At 60.9% G+C, this 20,757-nt stretch carries 8 protein-coding genes and 1 rRNA gene; 6 read left to right on the top strand and 3 right to left on the bottom strand.

The features are described 5' to 3' along the window. Nucleotides 1-15: 15 nt before the first annotated feature. Together ACF8K2_RS02810 and ACF8K2_RS02805 are read left to right on the top strand one after the other, a co-directional pair. On the top strand, nt 16-12,087 hold the full coding sequence (locus tag ACF8K2_RS02810) for an immunoglobulin-like domain-containing protein (RefSeq protein WP_392463374.1): 12,072 nt from the start codon (nt 16-18) through the stop codon (nt 12,085-12,087). 84 nt (nt 12,088-12,171) lie between these two features. Next, nucleotides 12,172-12,513, top strand: coding sequence for a tryptophan synthase subunit beta (locus tag ACF8K2_RS02805; protein WP_392463373.1), 342 nt, complete (start codon nt 12,172-12,174; stop codon nt 12,511-12,513). A gap of 113 nt (nt 12,514-12,626) precedes the next feature. Here the strand turns inward: ACF8K2_RS02805 and lapD are convergent, their stop codons facing one another. Both lapD and lapG read right to left on the bottom strand, forming a co-directional pair. Then, nucleotides 12,627-14,573, bottom strand: a complete 1,947-nt coding sequence (gene lapD, locus ACF8K2_RS02800; protein WP_392463372.1) for a cyclic di-GMP receptor LapD — start codon at nt 14,571-14,573, stop codon at nt 12,627-12,629. Nucleotides 14,574-14,583: 10 nt separating this feature from the next. After that, nucleotides 14,584-15,345, bottom strand: coding sequence for a cysteine protease LapG (gene lapG / locus ACF8K2_RS02795; protein WP_392463371.1), 762 nt, complete (start codon nt 15,343-15,345; stop codon nt 14,584-14,586). Nucleotides 15,346-15,549: 204 nt separating this feature from the next. On the opposite strand from lapG, the gene ACF8K2_RS02790 reads away from it, so the two are divergent. The 4 genes from ACF8K2_RS02790 to ACF8K2_RS02775 all read left to right on the top strand — a co-directional run bounded on the left by ACF8K2_RS02790 (nt 15,550) and on the right by ACF8K2_RS02775 (nt 20,397). Beyond that, nucleotides 15,550-16,245 (top strand): GntR family transcriptional regulator, encoded by a 696-nt coding sequence (locus ACF8K2_RS02790; RefSeq protein WP_186557762.1) that lies wholly within the window; start codon nt 15,550-15,552, stop codon nt 16,243-16,245. 87 nt (nt 16,246-16,332) lie between these two features. After that, nucleotides 16,333-16,836, top strand: coding sequence for a sigma-70 family RNA polymerase sigma factor (locus tag ACF8K2_RS02785; protein WP_186557763.1), 504 nt, complete (start codon nt 16,333-16,335; stop codon nt 16,834-16,836). A 4-nt stretch (nt 16,837-16,840) separates the two neighbouring features. Next, the gene (locus ACF8K2_RS02780; protein ID WP_392463370.1) at nt 16,841-17,809 is read left to right on the top strand and encodes a FecR domain-containing protein; all 969 of its coding nucleotides are present in this window, start codon (nt 16,841-16,843) and stop codon (nt 17,807-17,809) included. A gap of 170 nt (nt 17,810-17,979) precedes the next feature. Next, nucleotides 17,980-20,397 (top strand): TonB-dependent siderophore receptor, encoded by a 2,418-nt coding sequence (locus tag ACF8K2_RS02775; RefSeq protein WP_392463375.1) that lies wholly within the window; start codon nt 17,980-17,982, stop codon nt 20,395-20,397. Nucleotides 20,398-20,585: 188 nt separating this feature from the next. On the opposite strand, the gene rrf is transcribed toward ACF8K2_RS02775, so the two are convergent. Beyond that, nucleotides 20,586-20,701 (bottom strand): 5S ribosomal RNA (rrf, locus tag ACF8K2_RS02770). Nucleotides 20,702-20,757: the final 56 nt, after the last annotated feature.

Below are 20,757 nucleotides of genomic sequence, written 5' to 3'. Positions count from 1 at the left end.
GGCAGCCCGGTCGTAGTGACCTTGGCCAATGGCCAGACCATTACCATCCCGGTTGGTCAGAGCTCCAGTACTGTCAGCACGCCCGTGAGCAATGATGTCTATCAAGGCCACGCTGCGGTCACCACGAACATCACTAACGTCAGCGGTGGCAACTACGAGAATCTGGTTGGTAACCCAGCGCCGGTTTCTACCACTGTCACCGATGTGCAGGACACCACCACCGTCACCCTGACTGCCACGCCCTCAGTGGCGGAAGGCGGCAGCATCATCTACACCGCAAGCGTCAATGCGCCGGTCACCGGCACCCCGGTCGTAGTGACCTTGGCCAACGGCCAGACCATTACCATCCCGGTTGGTCAGAGCTCCAGTACTGTCACTACGCCAGTGAGCAATGATGTCTATCAAGGCCACGCCCCAGTCACCAACAGCATCACCAATGTCAGCGGTGGCAACTATGAGAATCTGTTTGGCAACCCGGCACCGGTTACCACCAGCGTTACTGATGTGCAGGACACCACCACGGTCACTCTGACTGCCACGCCTTCAGTGGCGGAAGGCGGTAGCATCGTCTACACCGCTTCTGTCAATGCGCCGGTCACCGGTAGCCCGGTGATCGTGACCTTGGCCAATGGCCAAACCATCACCATCCCGGTTGGCCAGAGCTCCAGTACCGTCACCACACCGGTGAGCAATGATGTCTATCAAGGCCAAGCCCCTGTTACCACGAACATCACGGGAGTAAGTGGCGGCAGCTATGAGAATCTGGTCGGTAATCCGGCGCCGGTTGCTACCAGCGTTACCGATGTGCAGGACACCACGACAGTCACCCTGACCGCCACACCTTCGGTGACGGAAGGTGGCAGCATCGTTTACACCGCTTCGGTCAATGCGCCGGTCACCGGTAGCCCTGTGATCGTGACCTTGGCCAATGGCCAGACCATCACCATCCCAGTTGGCCAGAGCTCCAGTACTGTCAGCACCCCTGTGAGCAACGATGTCTACCAAGGCCATGCCCCAGTAACCACGAACATCACTAACGTCAGCGGTGGCAACTACGAGAATCTGGTTGGTAACCCAGCGCCGGTTACGACAACCGTTAGTGACAGCCAAGACACCACTACGGTGACCCTGACTGCCACGCCTTCGGTGGCGGAAGGCGGTAGCATCGTCTACACCGCTTCGGTCAATGCGCCGGTCACCGGTAGTCCGGTGATCGTGACCTTGGCCAATGGCCAAACCATCACCATCCCGGTTGGCCAGAGTTCCAGCACTGTCACCACTCCGGTGAGCAATGATGTCTATCAAGGCCATGCACCAGTAACCACGAACATCACCAACGTCAGTGGCGGCAATTACGAGAATCTGGTCGGCAACCCAGCGCCGGTTTCTACCACTGTCACCGATGTCCAGGACAACACCACGGTCACCCTGACCGCCACACCTTCGGTCGCTGAGGGCGGCAGCATCGTTTACACCGTTTCGGTCAATGCACCGGTCACCGGCACCCCGGTCGTGGTGACCTTGGCCAACGGCCAAACCATCACCATCCCGGTCGGCCAAAGCTCCAGCACTGTCACTACGCCAGTGACAAACGACGTCTACCAGGGGCATCCTGCGGTCACCACGAACATCACGGGAGTGAGTGGCGGCAGCTATGAGAACTTGGTTGGCAATCCGGCACCGGTTTCTACCACTGTCACCGATGTGCAGGACACCACCACGGTCACCCTGACTGCCACGCCTTCAGTGGCGGAAGGCGGCAGCATCGTTTACACCGCTTCGGTCAATGCACCCGTCACTGGCAGCCCGGTCGTGGTGACCTTAGCCAATGGCCAGAGCATCACTATACCGGTTGGCCAGAGCTCCAGTACTGTCACCACGCCTGTGAGTAACGACGTCTACCAAGGCCACGCCCCAGTCACCAACAGCATCACCAATGTCAGCGGTGGCAACTATGAGAATCTGTTTGGCAACCCGGCACCGGTTACCACCAGCGTTACTGATGTGCAGGACACCACCACGGTCACTCTGACGGCCACGCCTTCAGTGGCGGAAGGCGGCAGCATCGTTTACACCGCTTCGGTCAATGCAGCCGTCACCGGCAGCCCGGTCGTGGTGACCTTGGCCAACGGCCAAACCATCACCATCCCGGTTGGCCAAAGCTCCAGCACTGTCAGCACACCAGTGACCAACGATGTCTATCAGGGCCATGCTCCGGTCACCAACCACATCACCAATGTCAGCGGTGGCAATTACGAGAACCTGATCGGCAACCCGGCCCAGGTCAGCACCAGCGTGACCGACGCGCAAGACACCACGACCGTCTCGCTGTCAGCGACGCCATCCGTCACCGAAGGCGGCAGCATCGTATACACCGCTACCCTGACCAACCCAGCCGGTACACCGGTAACCGTCACTCTGAGCAATGGCCAGACGATAACCATTGCTGCCAACCAGTCCTCGGGCAGTGTCACCGTCGCCGCGCCAGGCGACGACCCCTACCTCGATGCCGGGCCGGTCAGTACTCATATCACCAACGCCCAGGGTGGTAATTTCGAGTCCCTTGCGATCAATAGCGCGCCGGCGATTACCAATGTCACCGATACCATCAACACTTCGACGGTATCCCTGAGCGCGACCCCAGTAGTCGCTGAAGGCGGGGCGATCGTCTACACCGCCAGCGTGAACGCCCCGGTCACCGGCAGCCCGCTGGTAGTCACTCTGGCCAACGGCCAGAGCATAACCATTGCCGTCGGGCAAAGCTTCGGCACGGTCAGCACGCCGGTGAGCAACGATGTCTACCAGGGCCATGCGCCGGTAATTACCCACATTACTGGGGTCAGCGGTGGCAACTACGAGAACGTGGTCGCCAACCAGGCACCGGTGGTGACCAACGTTACATCGGTACAGGACACCACCAGCGTTTCCCTCTCAGCAACGCCCGCCGTCGCCGAGGGTGGCAGCATCGTCTACACCGCCACCCTGACCAACCCGGCCGGCACGCCGGTGACGGTTACCCTGAGCAATGGCCAGATCATCACCATTGCCGCCAACCAGACGTCCGGCAGTATCACGGTCGCAGCACCAGCGGATGATGCGTACCTCGACGCAGGATCGGTCAGTGCGCGGATCACCAACGCGTCGGGTGGCAACTTCGAGAATCTGACGGTCGTTGCCACGCCAGCGGTTACCCAGGTCAGCGATACCATCGACACCTCGACCGTCTCCCTCACCGCGACACCGACAGTCGGCGAAGGCGGCAGCATCATCTATACCGCCAGCGTGACCGCGCCAGTCACGGGTAGCCCCGTGGTGGTCACCTTGGCCAACGGCCAAACCATCACGATCGCCGTGGGCCAGAGCTCCGGAACGGTGAGTACGCCAGTCAGCAATGACGTCTACCAGGGGCATGCGCCGGTCACCAACAGCATTACCAATGTCAGCGGTGGCAATTACGAGAACCTGGTGGGCAACCCTGCTCAGGTCAGCACCAGCGTGACCGATTCGCAGGACACCACGACCGTCTCGCTGTCAGCCACTCCATCCGTCGCCGAGGGCGGCAGCATCATCTACACCGCCTCCCTGACCAATCCAGCCGGTACGCCGGTCACCGTCACCCTGAGCAATGGTCAAACCATCACCATCGCTGCCAACCAGACCTCAGGCAGCGTGACGGTCGCAGCTCCAGGCGATGACCCGTACATCGATGCCGGCGCGGTCAGCGCAAGAATCACGGGAGCTTCAGGCGGTAACTTTGAAAATCTCGCGGTCAATGGCGCAACGGTGGTGACCCAGGTCACCGATACCGTCGACACCTCGACCGTGTCGTTGACAGCGACGCCATCGGTCGCCGAAGGCGGCAGCATTATCTACACCGCCAGCGTGACCGCACCGGTAACCGGCAGCCCCCTTGTCGTGACGTTGGCCAATGGTCAGACCATCACGATTGCCGAAGGCCGAAGTTCTGGCACCGTAAGCACGCCCGTCAGCAATGACACCTACCAGGGCCATGCTCCGGTCACCAACAGCATCAGCCACGTCAGTGGTGGTAACTATGAGAATCTGGTGACCAACCCTGCACCCGTCACGACTGGCGTCACGGATGTGCAGGACACCACCACAGTGACACTCACCGCCACGCCTTCGGCAGTCGAGGGCGGCACCATCGTCTACACCGCCTCGGTTGGAACGCCCGTCACCGGCAGCCCGGTGGTAGTGACCTTGGCCAACGGTCAGACCATCACCATCCCAGTTGGTCAGAGCTCAAGCACTGTCAGCACGCCTGTGAGCAACGATGTCTACCAAGGCCACGCCCCGGTTACCAACAGCATCACTAACGTCAGTGGGGGCAACTACGAGAATCTGGTCGGCAATCCAACCTCCGTTTCCACGACCATTACTGATTCGCAGGACACCACCACTGTCTCGCTGTCGGCCACACCCTCCGTGGCCGAGGGTGGCAGCATCATCTACACCGCGACCTTGACCAATCCAGCCGCCAGCCCGGTCACAGTTACCCTGAGCAACGGCCAGACCATTACTATCGGCGCCAACCAGACTTCAGGCAGCGTGACAGTCGCGGCGCCCGGCGATGATCCGTATCTGGATGCAGGCTCGGTTAGCGCACGGATCACCGGTGCGTCGGGCGGTAACTTTGAGCATCTAGCGGTCAATGGGGCTGCTGCGGTAACGACTATCAGCGATACCGTGGATACCTCCACCGTGTCGTTGACCGCTACGCCATCGGCGGCCGAAGGCGGCATCATTGTCTACACCGCCAGCGTGACTGCGCCGGTCACCGGTAGCCCTGTCATCGTCACTTTGGCCAACGGTCAGACCATCACCATCCCGGTTGGCCAGAGCTCCAGCACCGTCAGCACGTCTGTGACCAATGACGTCTATCAAGGCCATGCCCCGGTCACCAACAGCATCACCAATGTCAGCGGTGGCAACTACGAAAGCCTGGTCGGAAACCCGGCACAAGTTTCCACGACGGTGACCGATGTTCGCGATACCACCACGGTCACGCTAACCGCGACGCCATCAGTGGCCGAGGGCGGTAGCATTGTCTACACCGCATCGGTCGGAGCGCCAGTTACCGGCAGCCCGGTCGTGGTGACCTTGGCCAACGGCCAAACCATCACCATCCCGGTTGGCCAGAGCTCCAACACTGTCAGCACGCCAGTGAGCAATGACGTCTATCAGGGCCACGCTCCGGTCACCAATAGCATCAGCAATGTCAGCGGCGGCAGTTACGAGCACCTGGTCGCGAATCCGGCGTCAGTCTCCACTGCCGTGACCGATGTTCAGGACACCACCACCGTTACCCTTACTGCCACACCATCGGTAACCGAAGGCGGCAGCATCGTCTACACCGCTTCGGTCGGGGCGCCGGTCACCGGCAGCCCGGTGGTGGTGAACCTGGCCAACGGCCAGAGCATTACCATTGCAATCGGTCAAAGCTCTGGCACTGTCAGTGCACCGGTGACCAACGACGTCTATCAGGGGCATGCCCCAGTCACCAACAGCATCACCAGTGTCAGCGGCGGCAACTACGAGAGTCTGGTTGGTAATCCGGCACCGGTTACCACCAGCGTTACCGATGCACAGGACACCACTACGGTGACACTGACGGCTACGCCTTCGGTCGCTGAAGGTGGCAGCATTGTCTATACCGCGACCTTGACCAATCCCGCCGGCACGCCGGTCACGGTTACCTTGAGCAACGGCCAGACCATCACCATCGCCGCAAACCAGACTTCGGGCAGTGTAACTGTGGCTGCGCCGGGCGATGACCCGTACATCGATGCCGGTTCGGTCAGCGCGCGGATCACCACTGCCACAGGTGGCAACTTCGAGAATCTGGTAATCATTAATGCTCCGGCAGTGACCAACATTACCGATACTGTAGATACCTCGACCGTATCGCTCACTGCGAGCCCGACTGTGGCTGAAGGCGGCAGCATCACCTATACCGCCTCGGTCGGAGCGCCGGTAACGGGTACACCTGTTGTGGTGACCTTGGCCAACGGCCAGACCATTACCATCCCCGTTGGGCAAAGCTCCGGTACCGTCAGCACGCCGGTTAGCAATGACGTCTATCAAGGCCACGCCCCGGTTACCAACAGCATCAGTAACGTCAGCGGAGGCAACTACGAGAGTCTGGTCGCCAATCATGCGCCGGTTACTACAAGCGTCACCGACGTCCAGGACACCACCACGGTCACTCTCACTGCCACGCCTTCGGTTGCTGAGGGCGGCAGCATCGTTTACACCGCTTCGGTCAATGCACCGGTCACCGGCACCCCGGTCGTGGTGACCTTGGCCAACGGCCAAACCATCACCATCCCGGTTGGCCAGAGTTCCAGCACTGTCACCACTCCGGTGAGCAATGATGTCTATCAAGGCCATGCACCAGTAACCACGAACATCACCAACGTTAGTGGCGGCAATTACGAGAATCTGGTTGGCAACCCAGCGCCGGTTTCTACCACTGTCACCGATGTCCAGGACACCACGACAGTTACACTGACCGCCACGCCTTCGGTGGCGGAAGGCGGCAGCATCGTCTACACCGCAAGCGTCAATGCGCCGGTCACCGGCAGCCCGGTCGTGGTGACCTTGGCCAACGGCCAGAGCATCACCATCCCGGTTGGCCAGAGTTCCAGCACTGTCAGCACACCTGTGAGCAATGACGTCTATCAAGGCCACGCCCCAGTCACCAACAGCATCACCAATGTCAGCGGTGGCAATTACGAGAGCCTGGTCGGCAATTCGGCCCAGGTCAGCACCAGCGTGACCGACTCGCAAGACACCACCACCGTCTCGCTGTCGGCCACACCATCCGTGGCCGAGGGCGGCAGCATCGTTTATACCGCGACCCTGACCAATTCGGCCGGCACGCCGGTGACGGTTACCTTGAGCAACGGCCAGACCATCACCATCGCCGCGAACCAGACTTCGGGCAGCGTGACGGTCGCCGCGCCAGCGGATGACCCTTACATCGATGCCGGCTCGGTCAGCGCGCGAATCACCGGTGCTTCAGGCGGTAACTTCGAGAATCTGGCGGTCAACGGGGCAACTGTGGTGACCCAGGTTACCGACACCATCGACACCTCAACCGTGTCTCTGACGGCCACGCCTTCGGTGGCTGAGGGCGGCAGTATCCTTTACACCGCAAGCGTCAATGCGCCGGTCACCGACACGCCGGTCGTGGTGACCTTGGCTAATGGCCAGACCATCACCATCCCGGTTGGCCAAAGCTCCAGCACTGTCAGCACGCCGGTGAGCAACGATGTCTATCAAGGCCACGCCCCGGTCACCAACAGCATCACCAATGTCAGCGGCGGCAACTTCGAGAGCCTGGTCGGCAATCCGGCCCAGGTCAGCACCAGCGTGACCGACTCACAAGACACCACCACCGTCTCGCTGTCGGCCACGCCATCCGTGGCCGAGGGTGGCAGCATCGTTTATACCGCGACCCTGACCAACCCAGCCGGCACAGCGGTCACGGTGACCCTAAGCAACGGCCAGACCATCACTATCGCCGCCAACCAGACTTCCGGCAGCGTAACGGTCGCCGCGCCAGCGGATGACCCTTACATCGATGCGGGCACGGTCAGCGCGCGGATTACCAATGCCTCGGGCGGCAACTTCGAGAACCTCGCGGTCAACGGCACTGCTGCAGTGACCAACGTCAGCGACACGGTCGACACCTCGACCGTCTCCTTGACCGCCACCGCCTCGGTCGTCGAGACGGGCAATATCATCTACACCGCCAGCGTTACTGCCCCGGTGACCGGTACGCCGGTCGTGGTGAGCCTGGCCAACGGTCAGACCATTACCATTGCCGTAGGACAAAGCTCGGGGACTGTCAGCACTCCAGTGAGCAACGACGTCTACCAGGGCCATGCTCCGGTGAGCAACAGCATTACCAACGTCAGCGGCGGCAACTACGAGAACCTGGTGGCCAACAAGACGCCAGTCAGCACCAGCGTGACCGATCTGCCGGACACCACCACAGTCACCCTCAGCGCCACCCCGACCGTCGCCGAAGGCGGCAGCATCGTCTACACCGCAACCCTGACCAACCCTGCCGGTACTCCGGTCACGGTCACCCTGAGCAACGGCCAGACCATCACCATCGGCGCCAACCAGACAACTGGCAGTGTCACCGTGGCCGCGCCAGCGGATGACGCCTATGTCGACGCTACCACCATCAGCACCCGCATCACTGGCGCCAGCGGCGGTAACTTCGAGAACCTCGCGGTGGTCAGCACCCCGGCGGTCACCGCGGTCACCGACACGATCAGCACCACCACGCTGGGCATCAGTGGTACCGCCGCAGTGGCTGAAGGCAGCAGCGCCACCTATACCCTGACCCTGAGCAATGCCGCGCAAACCGATGTCACGGTCAAGCTGAGTTACTCGGGCACTGCCAGCAACGGCACCGATTACACAGGCGTCGCCACGGCGGTGATCAAGGCAGGCAGCACCCAGGCCACCTTCAGCATCCCGACCCTTCAGGACAACGTCAGCGAGGGCACCGAGCAGTTCACGGTGAAGATCGATTCGGCCACCGGCGGCAACTTCGAAGGCCTGGTGGTCAACGCCGGTGCCGGCAGCGTCACCACCCAGATCTACGAGCCAGCGCCCGTGCTGGACCTGGACGGCAATGACTCCAGCGGCAAGACCGGCGCCGACTTCCAGACCAGCTATACCGAGAACCAGAGTGGTGTCTCGATTGGTGACCTGGATGTCTCGATTACCGATTTCGACAGCAATCAGCTCACTGGCGCCACCGTCACCCTGGGCAACCGCCAGCCAGGAGATGTGCTCAACCTGGGCAGCAGTGTCAACGGCATCACAGTCACCACCGCCATCAGCGACGGCAAGGTGGTGCTGAGCCTGAGCGGCAACGCGACGTTGGCTGACTACATGCAGGCGATCAAGAACATCACCTTCAGCAATACCAGCGAGGACCCAAGCACCACGCCACGGGTGATTACGGTAACGGTGACCGATGGGGTCAACACCTCCAACACCGCGACCACTACAGTCAACGTGGTAGCGGTCAATGACGCGCCGGTGTCCACGGGTGGCGCCGCCAGCGGTACCGAGGACACCGAGCTGGTGCTGAGCTGGAGCAACTTCAACGTCAGCGATGTCGACAGCAGCCTGTCGAGCCTGGGCGTGACCATCACCAAGCTGCCTGACCTGGGCAGCCTGAAGTTCAACAACGGCACGGCGTGGGTCAACGTCAGCGTCAACCAGACCATCAGCCAGGCCGACATCGCCGCGGGCAAGCTCAAGTTCGTGCCGCTGGCCAACCAGTCGGGTGCCGACGGCTATGGCGGGACGGGGATAGGCAACAAGCAGGCCGACTACGCGCAAATCAAGTACAAGCCTACCGATGGCGTCATCCCTGGCAGCGAAACCACCTTGAAGGTGGACATCACGCCGGTGGCCGACAAACCGGATTTGAACATCGGCAACAACACCGTCAACTCGCTGGGCCTGACCAAAGAGACCTGGACCAGCCTGACTGGCCTAGGGACCAACGGCAATGGCATCACCGGCGATGCGCTGAAAACCGTGTTCGCCAACTCAGGCAACGCCAGCAGTAGCCAGACCACCACCAACGTGCAGTCCGACGCTAGCGTGGCTGGCGGCTCCGGCTCGAAAACCTCCGGCCTGATCTACCTAGAAGCCGGCAAGACCTACACCTTCAGCGGCAGCGCCGACGACAGCCTGCTGGTGGCCATCGGCGGCAAGAACGTGGTCACCGCCACCTGGGGCGCCGGCGGTACCGTGGCCGGTAGTTACACGCCAAGCGTCAGCGGTTATTACACGCTGGAGATCTACCATGCCAACCAGTCCGGCCCGGGCAGCTACGACGTCAACGTCAAGGTGGGCAGTGGGGCGGTGGGCGACCTCAACAGCACCACCCTGCCGATGTACCCCAACGTCACCGCACTGGAGAACGCCGGGGTCAGCGTTTCCGACCTGCATGGCAGCAACGGCCAGGGCTACTACGACGGCTTCAAGCTCAACGAAGGGCCGGAGAACGGCAGCGTCAAGCTGGTCGGTATCAGCTCGAACCTGATCGACACCGACGGTTCGGAGACCCTCAGCGTCAAGCTCAGCGGAATTCCGGCAGGCTCGGTGCTCAGCGACAACGCCGGCCACAGCCTCACCGTGGGCGCTACGGCGGTCGATGTCAGCGGCTGGAACCTAGGCAGCCTGGCGATCAAGCCACCGGCCTATTACTACGGCCAGTTCGACGTGAAGGTCAGCTCGACCTCGACGGAAACCGTCGGCGGCAGCACGGCGACTAACGAAGGCACACTCAAGGTCACGGTCTATCCGCAGACCTATACCACCAGCAACCTGGGTAGCGACAACGATACCGTGAGCGGCACCGTCAACAACGACCTGGTGGTGGCCGACGTGACCGGCCTGCACGTGGTCGCCGGCAAGGACTACAACATCGCCTTCATCGTCGACACCTCCGGCAGCATGGGTTCAGCCGGCGTCGATGCGGCGAAAAAATCCATGGAGTCGGTGTTCAAGACGCTGGCGGCCAGCGTCAAGGGTGCGCAGTCCGGTACGGTTAACGTGCTGCTGGTCGACTTCGCCACCCAGGTCAAGAGTACCGTGGCGGTCAAACTCAACGACGCCGGTCTGCAGACCTTGCTCGACGCTTTGAAGACCCTCAGCTCCGACGGCGGCACCAACTACGAGGACGCCTTCAAGACCACGGCCAACTGGTTCCAGAACCTCAAGGATGCCGGCAATACAGGCAGCAACCAGACCTTCTTCATCACCGACGGCCAGCCAACCTACTATCAGACCGGCGAGCAGGCCAACCCGAACCTGGCCAACAGCAGCATCAAGCTCGACACCTTCCTCACCACCATCAACTACAAAGTTGGCGACACCGTCACCAACTATCAGCTCGACACCACCAACCGGGTGTCGATCGACAGCAGCGGCAACCTCACCGCGCAGACTCGCGGCAATTTCGACATCCTTACCTGGAGCTACAAGTGGAACACCGTGACCACCGGCATGATTCGCGCAGAAGGTAACGGCGGCTACGAGTTGTCCAACCGCGCCGGTACCGGCAATTCCAGCAACGACGCCACCCTGAACAACTCGACGGCGAGTTTCCTGATTCTCTCGGCGCTGTCGTCGGTAGAAGCCATCGGTCTGAACAGCGACATCAACAAGGACGACCTCAAGCCGTACGATTCGGACAAGACGCCGCAGACCAACATCGACCCGAGCAAGCTGGCCGAAGCCATCCTCGGCCATACCGAAGTCACCCAACCTGGAGCCGATAAAGTCGACGGCGGCGATGGTCACGACATCATTTTCGGCGACCTGGTGACATTCGATTCGATTCCCGGCACCGGGGTCGAGGCGATCCAGGCGTTTGTCGCGACCAAGCTGGGGGTCGATGCCGGCGACGTCGATGCACGGCTGATGCACCAGTACGTCACCGAGCATTACACCGAGTTCGATATCTCGCGGGCCAATGACGGTGCCGACACCCTGATGGGCGGAGCCGGCAACGACATCATCTTCGGTCAGGGCGGTAACGACTACATCGATGGTGGCAAGGGCAACGACATCCTCCTCGGTGGCACCGGCAATGACACCCTGCTCGGAGGTGAAGGCAATGACGTGTTGTTCGGTGGCGTCGGTAAAGACACGCTGATCGGCGGCAAGGGTAACGATATCCTCAGCGGTGGCGCCGGGGCCGATACCTTCGTGTGGAAGGCCGGCGACCTCGGCAACGACGTGATCAAGGACTTCAAGCCCGCCGAAGGGGACCGCCTGGACTTGAGCGACCTGCTCCAGGCCGAGCGTGGCACGACCATCGACAACTACCTGAAGATCACTACGGTGGGCGGCGAATCGACTCTGCAGATCAGTACCGAAGGCAAATTGAATGCGGCAGGCGGGCTGGCCAACGTCGATGTGTCGATCAAGCTGGAGGGGGTCAACTGGTCGAATACCACGATCAATTCGTTGATCAGCGGGGCCGACCCGACGATCAAGATCGACAACTCGAACAGCTGATGGGCTGGCAGCGAATTACTGGCGCAGAACATTGCCTATGCTGCTTGTTAATCAGAAGGGATCACCATGCTGTGGGAGGACGCCATGTTCTACGTGCAACGCGACATCGAAGGCCAGTTGCTGCGGGTAGAAGCGGCCCCGTTCGAGCACTACACGGAAATGCTTCCGGCCGACCATGCCGAAATTCAGGAGTGGTTTGCTGACGATCTCGTGGAGAACAGCCTCAAGCAGCTCAAACAGAGCGATCTGGACATGATCCGGGTGCTCGAGGACTTGATCGAGGTGCTCACCAGCAAGGGGGTGATCAGCATCACCGATCTTCCGGTAGGTGCGCAGTCCAAGCTGCTAAACCGTTCAACGGCGCGTAAGGCCCTGGGCAGCCTGAACAACCTGATCGAGGAGGATGAGGGGAGTGGGTTGATCTGATCCGCGCGCAAACGTGTCGCCTGTGCTGACGCTATCGCGGGGCAAGCCCGCTCCTACGCTGCCCGTGGGAGCGGGCTTGCCCCGCGATAAGGCCAACCTAGACACCCCAGCGCTCAACGCCAGGGCGCTGGCTCTCCGACCAACTGCCCCTGAACGCCTTGGACGCCCATCTCGCGGAGTACCCGCAACTCGCCTTCAGTCTCGACCCGCTCGGCGATCAGCGGCAGATCGATACTATGCGCCGCCCGCTGCACGGCTTCGATAAACAAGCGCTTGTGCTGTTCTTGGTCGATGCTGCGGATGTAGCCACCATCGATCTTCAGGTAGGCCAGCCCCAGGTGGGCCAGATTGCCGATCAGGCTGAAGCGCCCGCCAAATCGCTGCAGGCCCAAGCCAAAACCCAGGGCGTGCAAACGCCGGGTCAGTTGCTCGAGCAACGGCTGTTCGGGCAGTTGTTCCTCGCCGATCTCGAAGGTCAAGCGCGGCCCCATGGCGCGGTGTTGGCCTAACAGATCGAACACACGCTGCAGGGCCTTGGGATCGGCCAAGGTCGCCGCTGACACGTTCAGCGCCAGCGACTCACGATGCCCTTGCAGGTGCTTGAGCACCCTCTCCAGCACCAGCAGATCCAGCTGCGCCATCCAGCCAAAACGTTCCAACCAGGGCAGAAAACGCCCGGCGGCAAGCGCCTCGCCGTGCTCGTCATAAAGCCGTGAGACAACCTTGTAATGAAGGATCCGCTGTGGTGCCTGGCTGTCCACCACCGGCTGGAAGAACAACTCGAACTGCCCGTTGGCCAGGGCCTGCTCAAGGCGGGCATGCCATTGCTGATGGCCATTGGCAGTTTGCGTAGCAACACCTTGCTCCAGACATACCCAGCCCGGCTCTGACTGGCTCTCGGCACGCGCCAACGCCTCATCAGCCAGCTTCAACAGTGCCTGTGGCGAATCGCCTGGGCTATAGGGCGCCAGACCAATGCACGCGACCGGATCGACATCGCTGGCGCCAGTCTCGTGCAGGCTGCGCAAGGTAGCCTCCAACGCCTGCGCCAACTGCACGGCTTCCTCATGCACCATACCCGGCGCCAGCACGGCAAACTCGCCGCCGCGGCTGCGGGTGATCAAGTCGTTGGTCTGCGGGTAATTGGCACACGTGCGGCGCAACTGCTCAGCGACTGCCAGCAGCAGTTGGTCGGTGCGCTGGCCACCCAGGCGGGCATTGAGGCCGGTTAGATCGCTCACCCGCAGAAGCAGCAGGTAGCCCGCGCGAGCCTCCTCCCGATTGCTCACCTGAGCGGCCAATTGCATTTCGAAGTAACGCCGATTGGCCAATCCGGTGAGGCTGTCCTGGTATGACTCGGCGCGCAGCCGCTCGCTGCGTTCGGCCTGTTCGGCGAACAACGCCTTGAGTTTTTCGACCATCTGGTTCATCGCCTGTACAACCCGGCGCAGCTCTGGGGTGCGCGGTAATTCAGGCTGGCTGAGGAACTCGCGGCGGGCGATGGCATGCGACTGCGCAACCATGTAGTCCAACGGCCGCAGTTGGCGACGCAACAGCAGAGCCCCGAGTACCGCACTGAGTGCTCCACAGAGCAGCAGCCAGCCAAGGCTACCCAGCGCGCTTTGCCAGAGTTTGGCCAAGGCAAACATTGGGTGGCTGATCACTTCCACACGCGCCGCCTGCTGCCAGCCGCGGCTGACGATCGCATCGCCACCGGCCGCCTGTAGGCCAATCAGCCGCACGAACCAGGCCGGTACGCCAGCGCTGTCAGGTTCGGCATGACGCTCGACCAGCACGGCATTGCTGCCCAGCTCGACCACCTTGATGCTCGAATAGTAACCACTGTCGAAAATCGAGCTGACCATCAGCTCGACCATTGCCGGATCATCGATGTTCGGTGTCAGCGACAACGCCAGTGCCGTCGCTGCATCCTGAGCATGGGAGCGCAATTGATTCACGTATTGGCTGCGTGAGCTTTCCAGGCTGACCATGAAGCTGCCGCTGAAGGCAACGACCAGGAACAGGCAAATGGCAAGCAGCAATTGTTTGAACAATGACATCTGTGCTCCTTCAGTAAACCGGTTCGGCCGGGAATCCTTCGGCACGCATTTTTTTCAACAGATCCTGCCAGCGCGACAAACGCTTGGTATCCCCGACCTTTTTGTTGCCGGCAGCGCCGGTCAGCCACAGGCCTTCACCGTTGAAGGCGTAAACCGGTAACAGGTCGCTACGCTGGCTGGCCGGCTTGATGGCGTCCATCAAGCTGTCGAGCACCAGCGGCTGGGCCTGTGGACTTGAATAATAGGTCAGGACCATGTGCGCGCGGTTCTGGCGCAAGGCTTTGACGTAGGTAATGCGCAGTTTCTCACTGGCAATGCCCATGCGGCGCAGGCTGAAGTACTTGGCGATGGCGTAGTCCTCGCAGTCGCCTGCGCCCTTGATCAAGGACTGGATGGGCGTGGCCCAATAATCGACCTCGCGCCACAGGTCGACATCTTCGACATAACGCAATTGCTGGTTGAAGAACTGGTTGACCGCCTGCAAGCGCTCCAGTTCGCTGCCCTGCTGGTGGCTGGCCAACAACCGCTGCCAGGCATCGATGCGGTCCTTGCCGGGGCCCAGGGGCCCATACAGCGCCTGCGCGCGCTGGCTGATCTGGGAAAAGTCCCAATCTGCTCGTAGGCCGCCCAGCAGCAGGCCGCCCAGCACAATGGCGAGGCTGAACGGGCGTATCCAGCTTTTTAGTATCCCGGCAATCGCCACAGGGAAGACCTGTTCAAAGCCATCGAAAACCGCGATGGTGCGGCCTGCTTTGGCAAAAGACAATGGCACCTTACAATCACCGCCGCTCTATTCACGGGCGCTATTTACCTTGCGCCGAAGCGCTCATCAGCTTCCCCTTCACAGGGACTTCATTCACCATAGACAGATTCCGTGCAAAGGCTTGGAAGCCTGCCATCGCTAGGGTTTGACACCTCTTGAGCGACTCTCTACGTTTATTGGATCCAATCAGCAAATTGTCGAGGCAGACTTCCAGTGGCTGAGAAAATCAGACTGCTTTCCAGCGTGATTGGCAGTGAGCAGGTGCCGGCGCACCTTGCTCGTAGCGTGATCGAAGAACGCCTGCGCAGCGCTATCGTCGATGGACGCCTGCCGCCAGGTACCGCCTTGCGTCAACAAGAGATCGCGGGCTTGTTTGGCGTGAGTCGCATGCCCGTGCGCGAGGCCTTGCGCCAGCTCGAAGCGCAGTCGTTGTTGCAGGTGGTCATGCACAAGGGCGCCGTGGTTGCCCCGCTGATCGGTGAAGATGCGGTGGACACCTACGCGTTGCGGGTGCTGCTTGAGTCCGAGGCGCTGCGCCAGTCGATCCCGCTGCTCGAGGCCGATGACATCGCCCGCGCACGGGGCTATATCCAGGAGCTGGAAAGCGAAACCCGCCATGCCGAGATCGGCCGCCTCAACCGCTTGTTTCACATGACGCTGTACAGCAAGGCGCACAACCAGAAACTGCTGCGCATGATCGAGATCGAGCTCAATGAAGAGGAGCGTTTCTTGCGCTTCCACCTGTCATCGATGGGGCTGGGTAAGCTGACTCAGGACGATCACAATGCGTTGGTGAATGCCGCCAGCGACAAACGGGTGGACGAGGCCGTCAACGTGCTGGAAGAGCACTTGAACAACGGTGCGCGGGCTATTCGCAAGTATCTGGATAGTCAGCGCCTGTCGATGTAAGCACCGCCGAGTAGTTGCAAAATTTTGCCCGCCCGCGAACAATGAGACTAATTATCATTAATGACTTAATGTTCGCGGCGCCCTTCCATGTCTTCTCAAGATTCTGTGCATACGCTCTACAGCGACCACCACAGCTGGCTGCAAACTTGGTTGCGCAGCAAGTTGGGGAACGCTGCCGATGCAGCAGACCTGGCGCAGGATACCTTTGTCCGCCTGCTCCAGCGCCGTGAACAATTGCAGCTGAACACCCCGCGGGCGTTCCTGCGCACAGTCGCCCGCGGCCTGGTCATTGACCACTGGCGACGCCAGGAGCTGGCCCGAGCCTACCTTGAAGCGCTCGCGCACCTGCCCGAGGCGCATGCGCCATCGGCGGAAACCCGCGAACTGCTGCTGGAGTTGCTCGAGCGCATTGCGCGCATGCTCGATGGGCTCAAGCCCAAGGTGCGCCGCGCTTTCCTCCTGGCCCAATGCGAGGGCTTGAGCCACAAGGCGATCGCCGAACAGATGGGCATCTCGCTGCGCTCGGCAGAGCGTTACATTGCCGATGCCCTCTACCATTGCTACCTGCTGCGCTACGAAGACGAGTGCTGAAGCGATGAGCGTTGCCCCCCTGCCGCCCAAGGTGGTCAAGCAGGCCATCCACTGGATGCTCAAGCTGCGCGAGAGCGGCCACAATGCGCGCCTGCAACTGCAATGCGAACAATGGCGCAGCGAGCATCATGAGCATGAATTGGCCTGGCAGCGGGTGCTCGATCTGCATCAAGAGTTGAACCTGCGCGCCATCCCTGGCGCAGGGGTGGCTTTGCAGAGCCTAGAGACCAGCGAACGTCGCTTGCACCGTCGACAGGCACTCAAGCTACTCACCGGCGTTGCGCTGGTAGGTTCGGCAGCCTGGTTGGGCAAGGATCTTCAGATCCTCGACAATTGGACTTCGGACTACGCCACCGCTACTGGCGAGCGACGTACCTTTGCTCTACCAGACGGCTCGCTGTTGCAGCTCAATACTCAAAGTGCGGCGGACCTGACCTTTGACGATCGACAGCGGCTCATTCGTCTCAAGCACGGCGAGCTGATGCTCACCTGCAGCGCTACCCAGGGCCAGGACAGGCCGCTGCTGGTTCAGACCCACGACACCCTGCTGGAAGGCTTCGAGGGGCGCTTCGTGGTGCGTCAGGACAGCGATTGCACGCGGGTTAGCGTCAGCCAAGGCAAGGTGGCCATTCATCGCCCAGGCAATGGCGCGCTGCAATGGATGAGCAGCGGCCAGAATTGGCGACTCGATGGCCAAGGTGCACGTCTGTTGGAGCACCAGGACATGGATGCCGGGGCCTGGGTCGAAGGCTTGATCGTCACGCGGGACATGCGCCTGGCAGATTTCCTCGCAGAGGTGGCGCGCTATCGCCATGGCTATCTGGGTTGCAGTGACGAGATCGCTGACTTGCGCCTATCGGGTGTGTTCCGCCTGGAAGATACCGACAAGCTGCTGCAGCTGCTGCCGCAGACCCTGCCGGTCATTCTGCGCCAGCGTACGCGCTGGTGGGTGCGCCTGGAACGCATGCGCTGAGATTGAGCTCTGCAAGATTTTTTGGCGGGAACCCTGCGCCGGTCCGGCTAGGACAGTAAGTAACTCCCTCTGCCCTTAACGATTCGACGGACCTGTCCATGCCGACCGCCCTGCCCTCGCAACGCGTCACCAACGAGAATGATTTTCGACCTGTCTTGAATTCCGCCCGCCTGCGCAAGGCTGTACGCGCCGCGCTGTTCGGTACGGCCCTTGGCATGAGCGCTATAGCGCCACTGGCTTTGGCTGCCCAGGCCAACACTGCTACCCAGCAATTCACGATCCCTGCTGGCAATCTCAACGATGTGCTCAACCAGTTTGCGCGCCAGGCCGGCATTACCTTGTCGAGCACCCCGCAGCTTACAAGTGATCGGCAATCGCCAGGCCTGCAAGGGAATTACTCGCCTGACCAGGCACTGCGTCAGCTGCTTAATGGCACGGGCCTTGAGGCCGTCAGCCAGGACGGCAGCAGTTATGTGCTGCGGGCGCAGCCTGAGGAGGCGGCATTGTCTCTGCCGGACACTGACGTTCGCGGTTTTGCCTTGGGGAACGCGCTGGGCAGCATGGAGGGCTACAACGCTACCCACAGCCAGATCGCGACCAAGACCAGTATGCCGATCCTGGAGACCACCCAGTCGGTCTCGGTGGTCACCCGTCAGCAGATGGACGACCAGGGTTCGCAGACCGTGGCCCAGGCCATGCGCTATACCCCCGGGGTGCTGACCAACCCCTATGGCGCTACCCATCGCTATGACTACGTGGCCATGCGCGGCTTCAACGATGGCTCGGTAGACAACATCTACGTCGATGGCTTGAAGTCCATGGGCGACAACGGCACCTACAGCACCATGCAGGTGGACCCGTACTTCCTGGAGCGCATCGACATCCTCAAGGGCCCCTCTTCGGTACTGTACGGGCGTAGCTCGCCGGGCGGCCTGGTGGCGTTGACCACCAAGAAGCCGATGTTCGATCCGTATCACCAGGTCCAGGCAACTGTCGGCACCCAAGGCCAACGGGGGATGGGCTTCGACTTCAGCGGGCCGCTGGATGATGACAAGCGCATCGCCTATCGCCTGACAGGCATTGCGGATTCATCCGACACCCAGTTCGATCACAACAAGGAAGAGCGCTACGCGATCGCCCCAGCAGTCAGTGTCGACTTCAGCGAAGATACCTCGTTGACCTTGCAGGCTTATCTACAGAAAGACCCCAACGGCGGCTACCACGGTGCGCTGCCCTCTGATGGGGCCTTACATCCGCGTAACGGCCAGCGTCTGTCCGATCACTTTTTCGAAGGTGAGCTCAGCGACAACTACGAACGCACCCAACAGTCGTTCAGTTACCAGCTGGAGCATCGCTTCAATGACGTGTTCACCGCGCGGCAGAACTTCCGCTATCAGGATTCTGATGTGTCGATGGACCAAGTCTACTTCGCTGGCTGGGACGCGAGCGTGCCTGGGCGTAACGTGATGAACCGCGCCTACACCGGCGGCGACGAGCGTCTGCATTCGTTCATCATCGACAACATGCTGCAGGCTGAGTTCTTCACCGGTTCCGCCAAGCACACGCTGTTGCTAGGCACCGACTATCAGCGACGCAAGGCCGATGTGTCCTGGCGCTATGGCACGGTCGATAGCCTGGATGCGGGTAACCCGCAATACGGCAATGGCAATATCCAGGTGCTCGGTGAAAGCAACTACCTGCGCCGTCTGCAACAGACAGGTGTTTACCTGCAGGATCTAGTCGAGCTCGACCAGTGGCGCTTCTCCCTGGGGCTGCGCCAGGACTGGGTGAAGGTATCTGAGGAGAATCGTGACAGCGATACTCGGGTCAGCGATAACCGCACCAAGTTCACCACCCGTGCGGGCGTGCTCTATCTGTTCGACAACGGTATTGCGCCTTACCTGAGCTATTCCGAGTCGTTCAACCCCAACACCGTCTCCGATCAGGATGGCCGTCCGCTCGCGCCCACCGAGGGCACCCAGTGGGAAGCGGGCATCAAGTACCAGCCGCCCGGTACTGACAACCTGTTCACTGCTTCGGTGTTCCGTATCGAGCAGGAGAACCTCGCATCCAAACAACCGAACGAGGAGTTCTACCGGGCGGTGGGTGAGGTGCGCTCGCAAGGCCTTGAGCTTGAGGCTCATGTGCAGGTGACCGATAACCTGAAACTGCTGGGTGGCTATACCTTCACCGACATCGAGTACGCCAAGTCGATGCCGAGCGTGGTAACGCCGACCCTGGATAACAAAGGCAATTCGCCAACCCAAGCACCGAAGCAGATGATCTCCCTGTGGGCCGATTACAACTTCCGCCAGGGCGCACTGGATGGCCTGCGCTTGGGTGGCGGCTTGCGCTATGTGGGGTACAGCTGGGTGGACTCGGAAAACAGCATGAAGGTGCCCTCCTACACGCTGTTCGATGCATCGATCGGCTACGATCTGGGCAAGGTGGGGCTCAAGGGAGTCGATCTACGGCTCAATGCCAATAACCTGACCAATGAGAGCTATATCGCATCGTGTGCCAGCTTGAGCTACTGCTACATGGGTGAAGAGCGGAATGTGAGCGCTACGGTTAGCTATCAGTTCTGAGTGGTTTGATTGAATGTAAAAGGCCCGCCCCTGGTTCCAGGGGCGGGCCTTTTTTTGGGCTGTCATTAGTGGGGCCGCGCAGCAGCCCCACTAATAGTTCAAGCACCACAGTAGCCGCAGATATTAACCAGGCATAGAAAAGACAAAACCCCTACCTGCTCACGCAGATAGGGGTTTTGCGAAATGAATCTTGACGATGACCTACTCTCACATGGGGAAACCCCACACTACCATCGGCGATGCATCGTTTCACTGCTGAGTTCGGGATGGGATCAGGTGGTTCCAATGCTCTATGGTCGTCAAGAAATTCTGTATGCCGACCCGTCAAATGGACGTTCCAGCGAATCTTGAGTTTCTACT

Source organism: Pseudomonas sp. xss_2, from assembly GCF_043104195.1.
In the GTDB taxonomy this organism is placed as follows: domain Bacteria; phylum Pseudomonadota; class Gammaproteobacteria; order Pseudomonadales; family Pseudomonadaceae; genus Aquipseudomonas; species Aquipseudomonas urmiensis.
The sequence above is the reverse complement of the archived record's forward strand: the minus strand, read 5'-3'. Positions and strand labels throughout refer to the sequence as shown.

Bases quoted from the DNA above. Each gene is read 5' to 3' on its own strand.
- ACF8K2_RS02805 (WP_392463373.1), top strand. From the start codon at position 12,172: ATGTTCTACGTGCAACGCGACATCGAAGGCCAGTTGCTGCGGGTAGAA.
- lapD (WP_392463372.1), bottom strand. From the start codon at position 14,573: ATGTCATTGTTCAAACAATTGCTGCTTGCCATTTGCCTGTTCCTGGTC.
- ACF8K2_RS02785 (WP_186557763.1), top strand. From the start codon at position 16,333: ATGTCTTCTCAAGATTCTGTGCATACGCTCTACAGCGACCACCACAGC.
- ACF8K2_RS02780 (WP_392463370.1), top strand. From the start codon at position 16,841: ATGAGCGTTGCCCCCCTGCCGCCCAAGGTGGTCAAGCAGGCCATCCAC.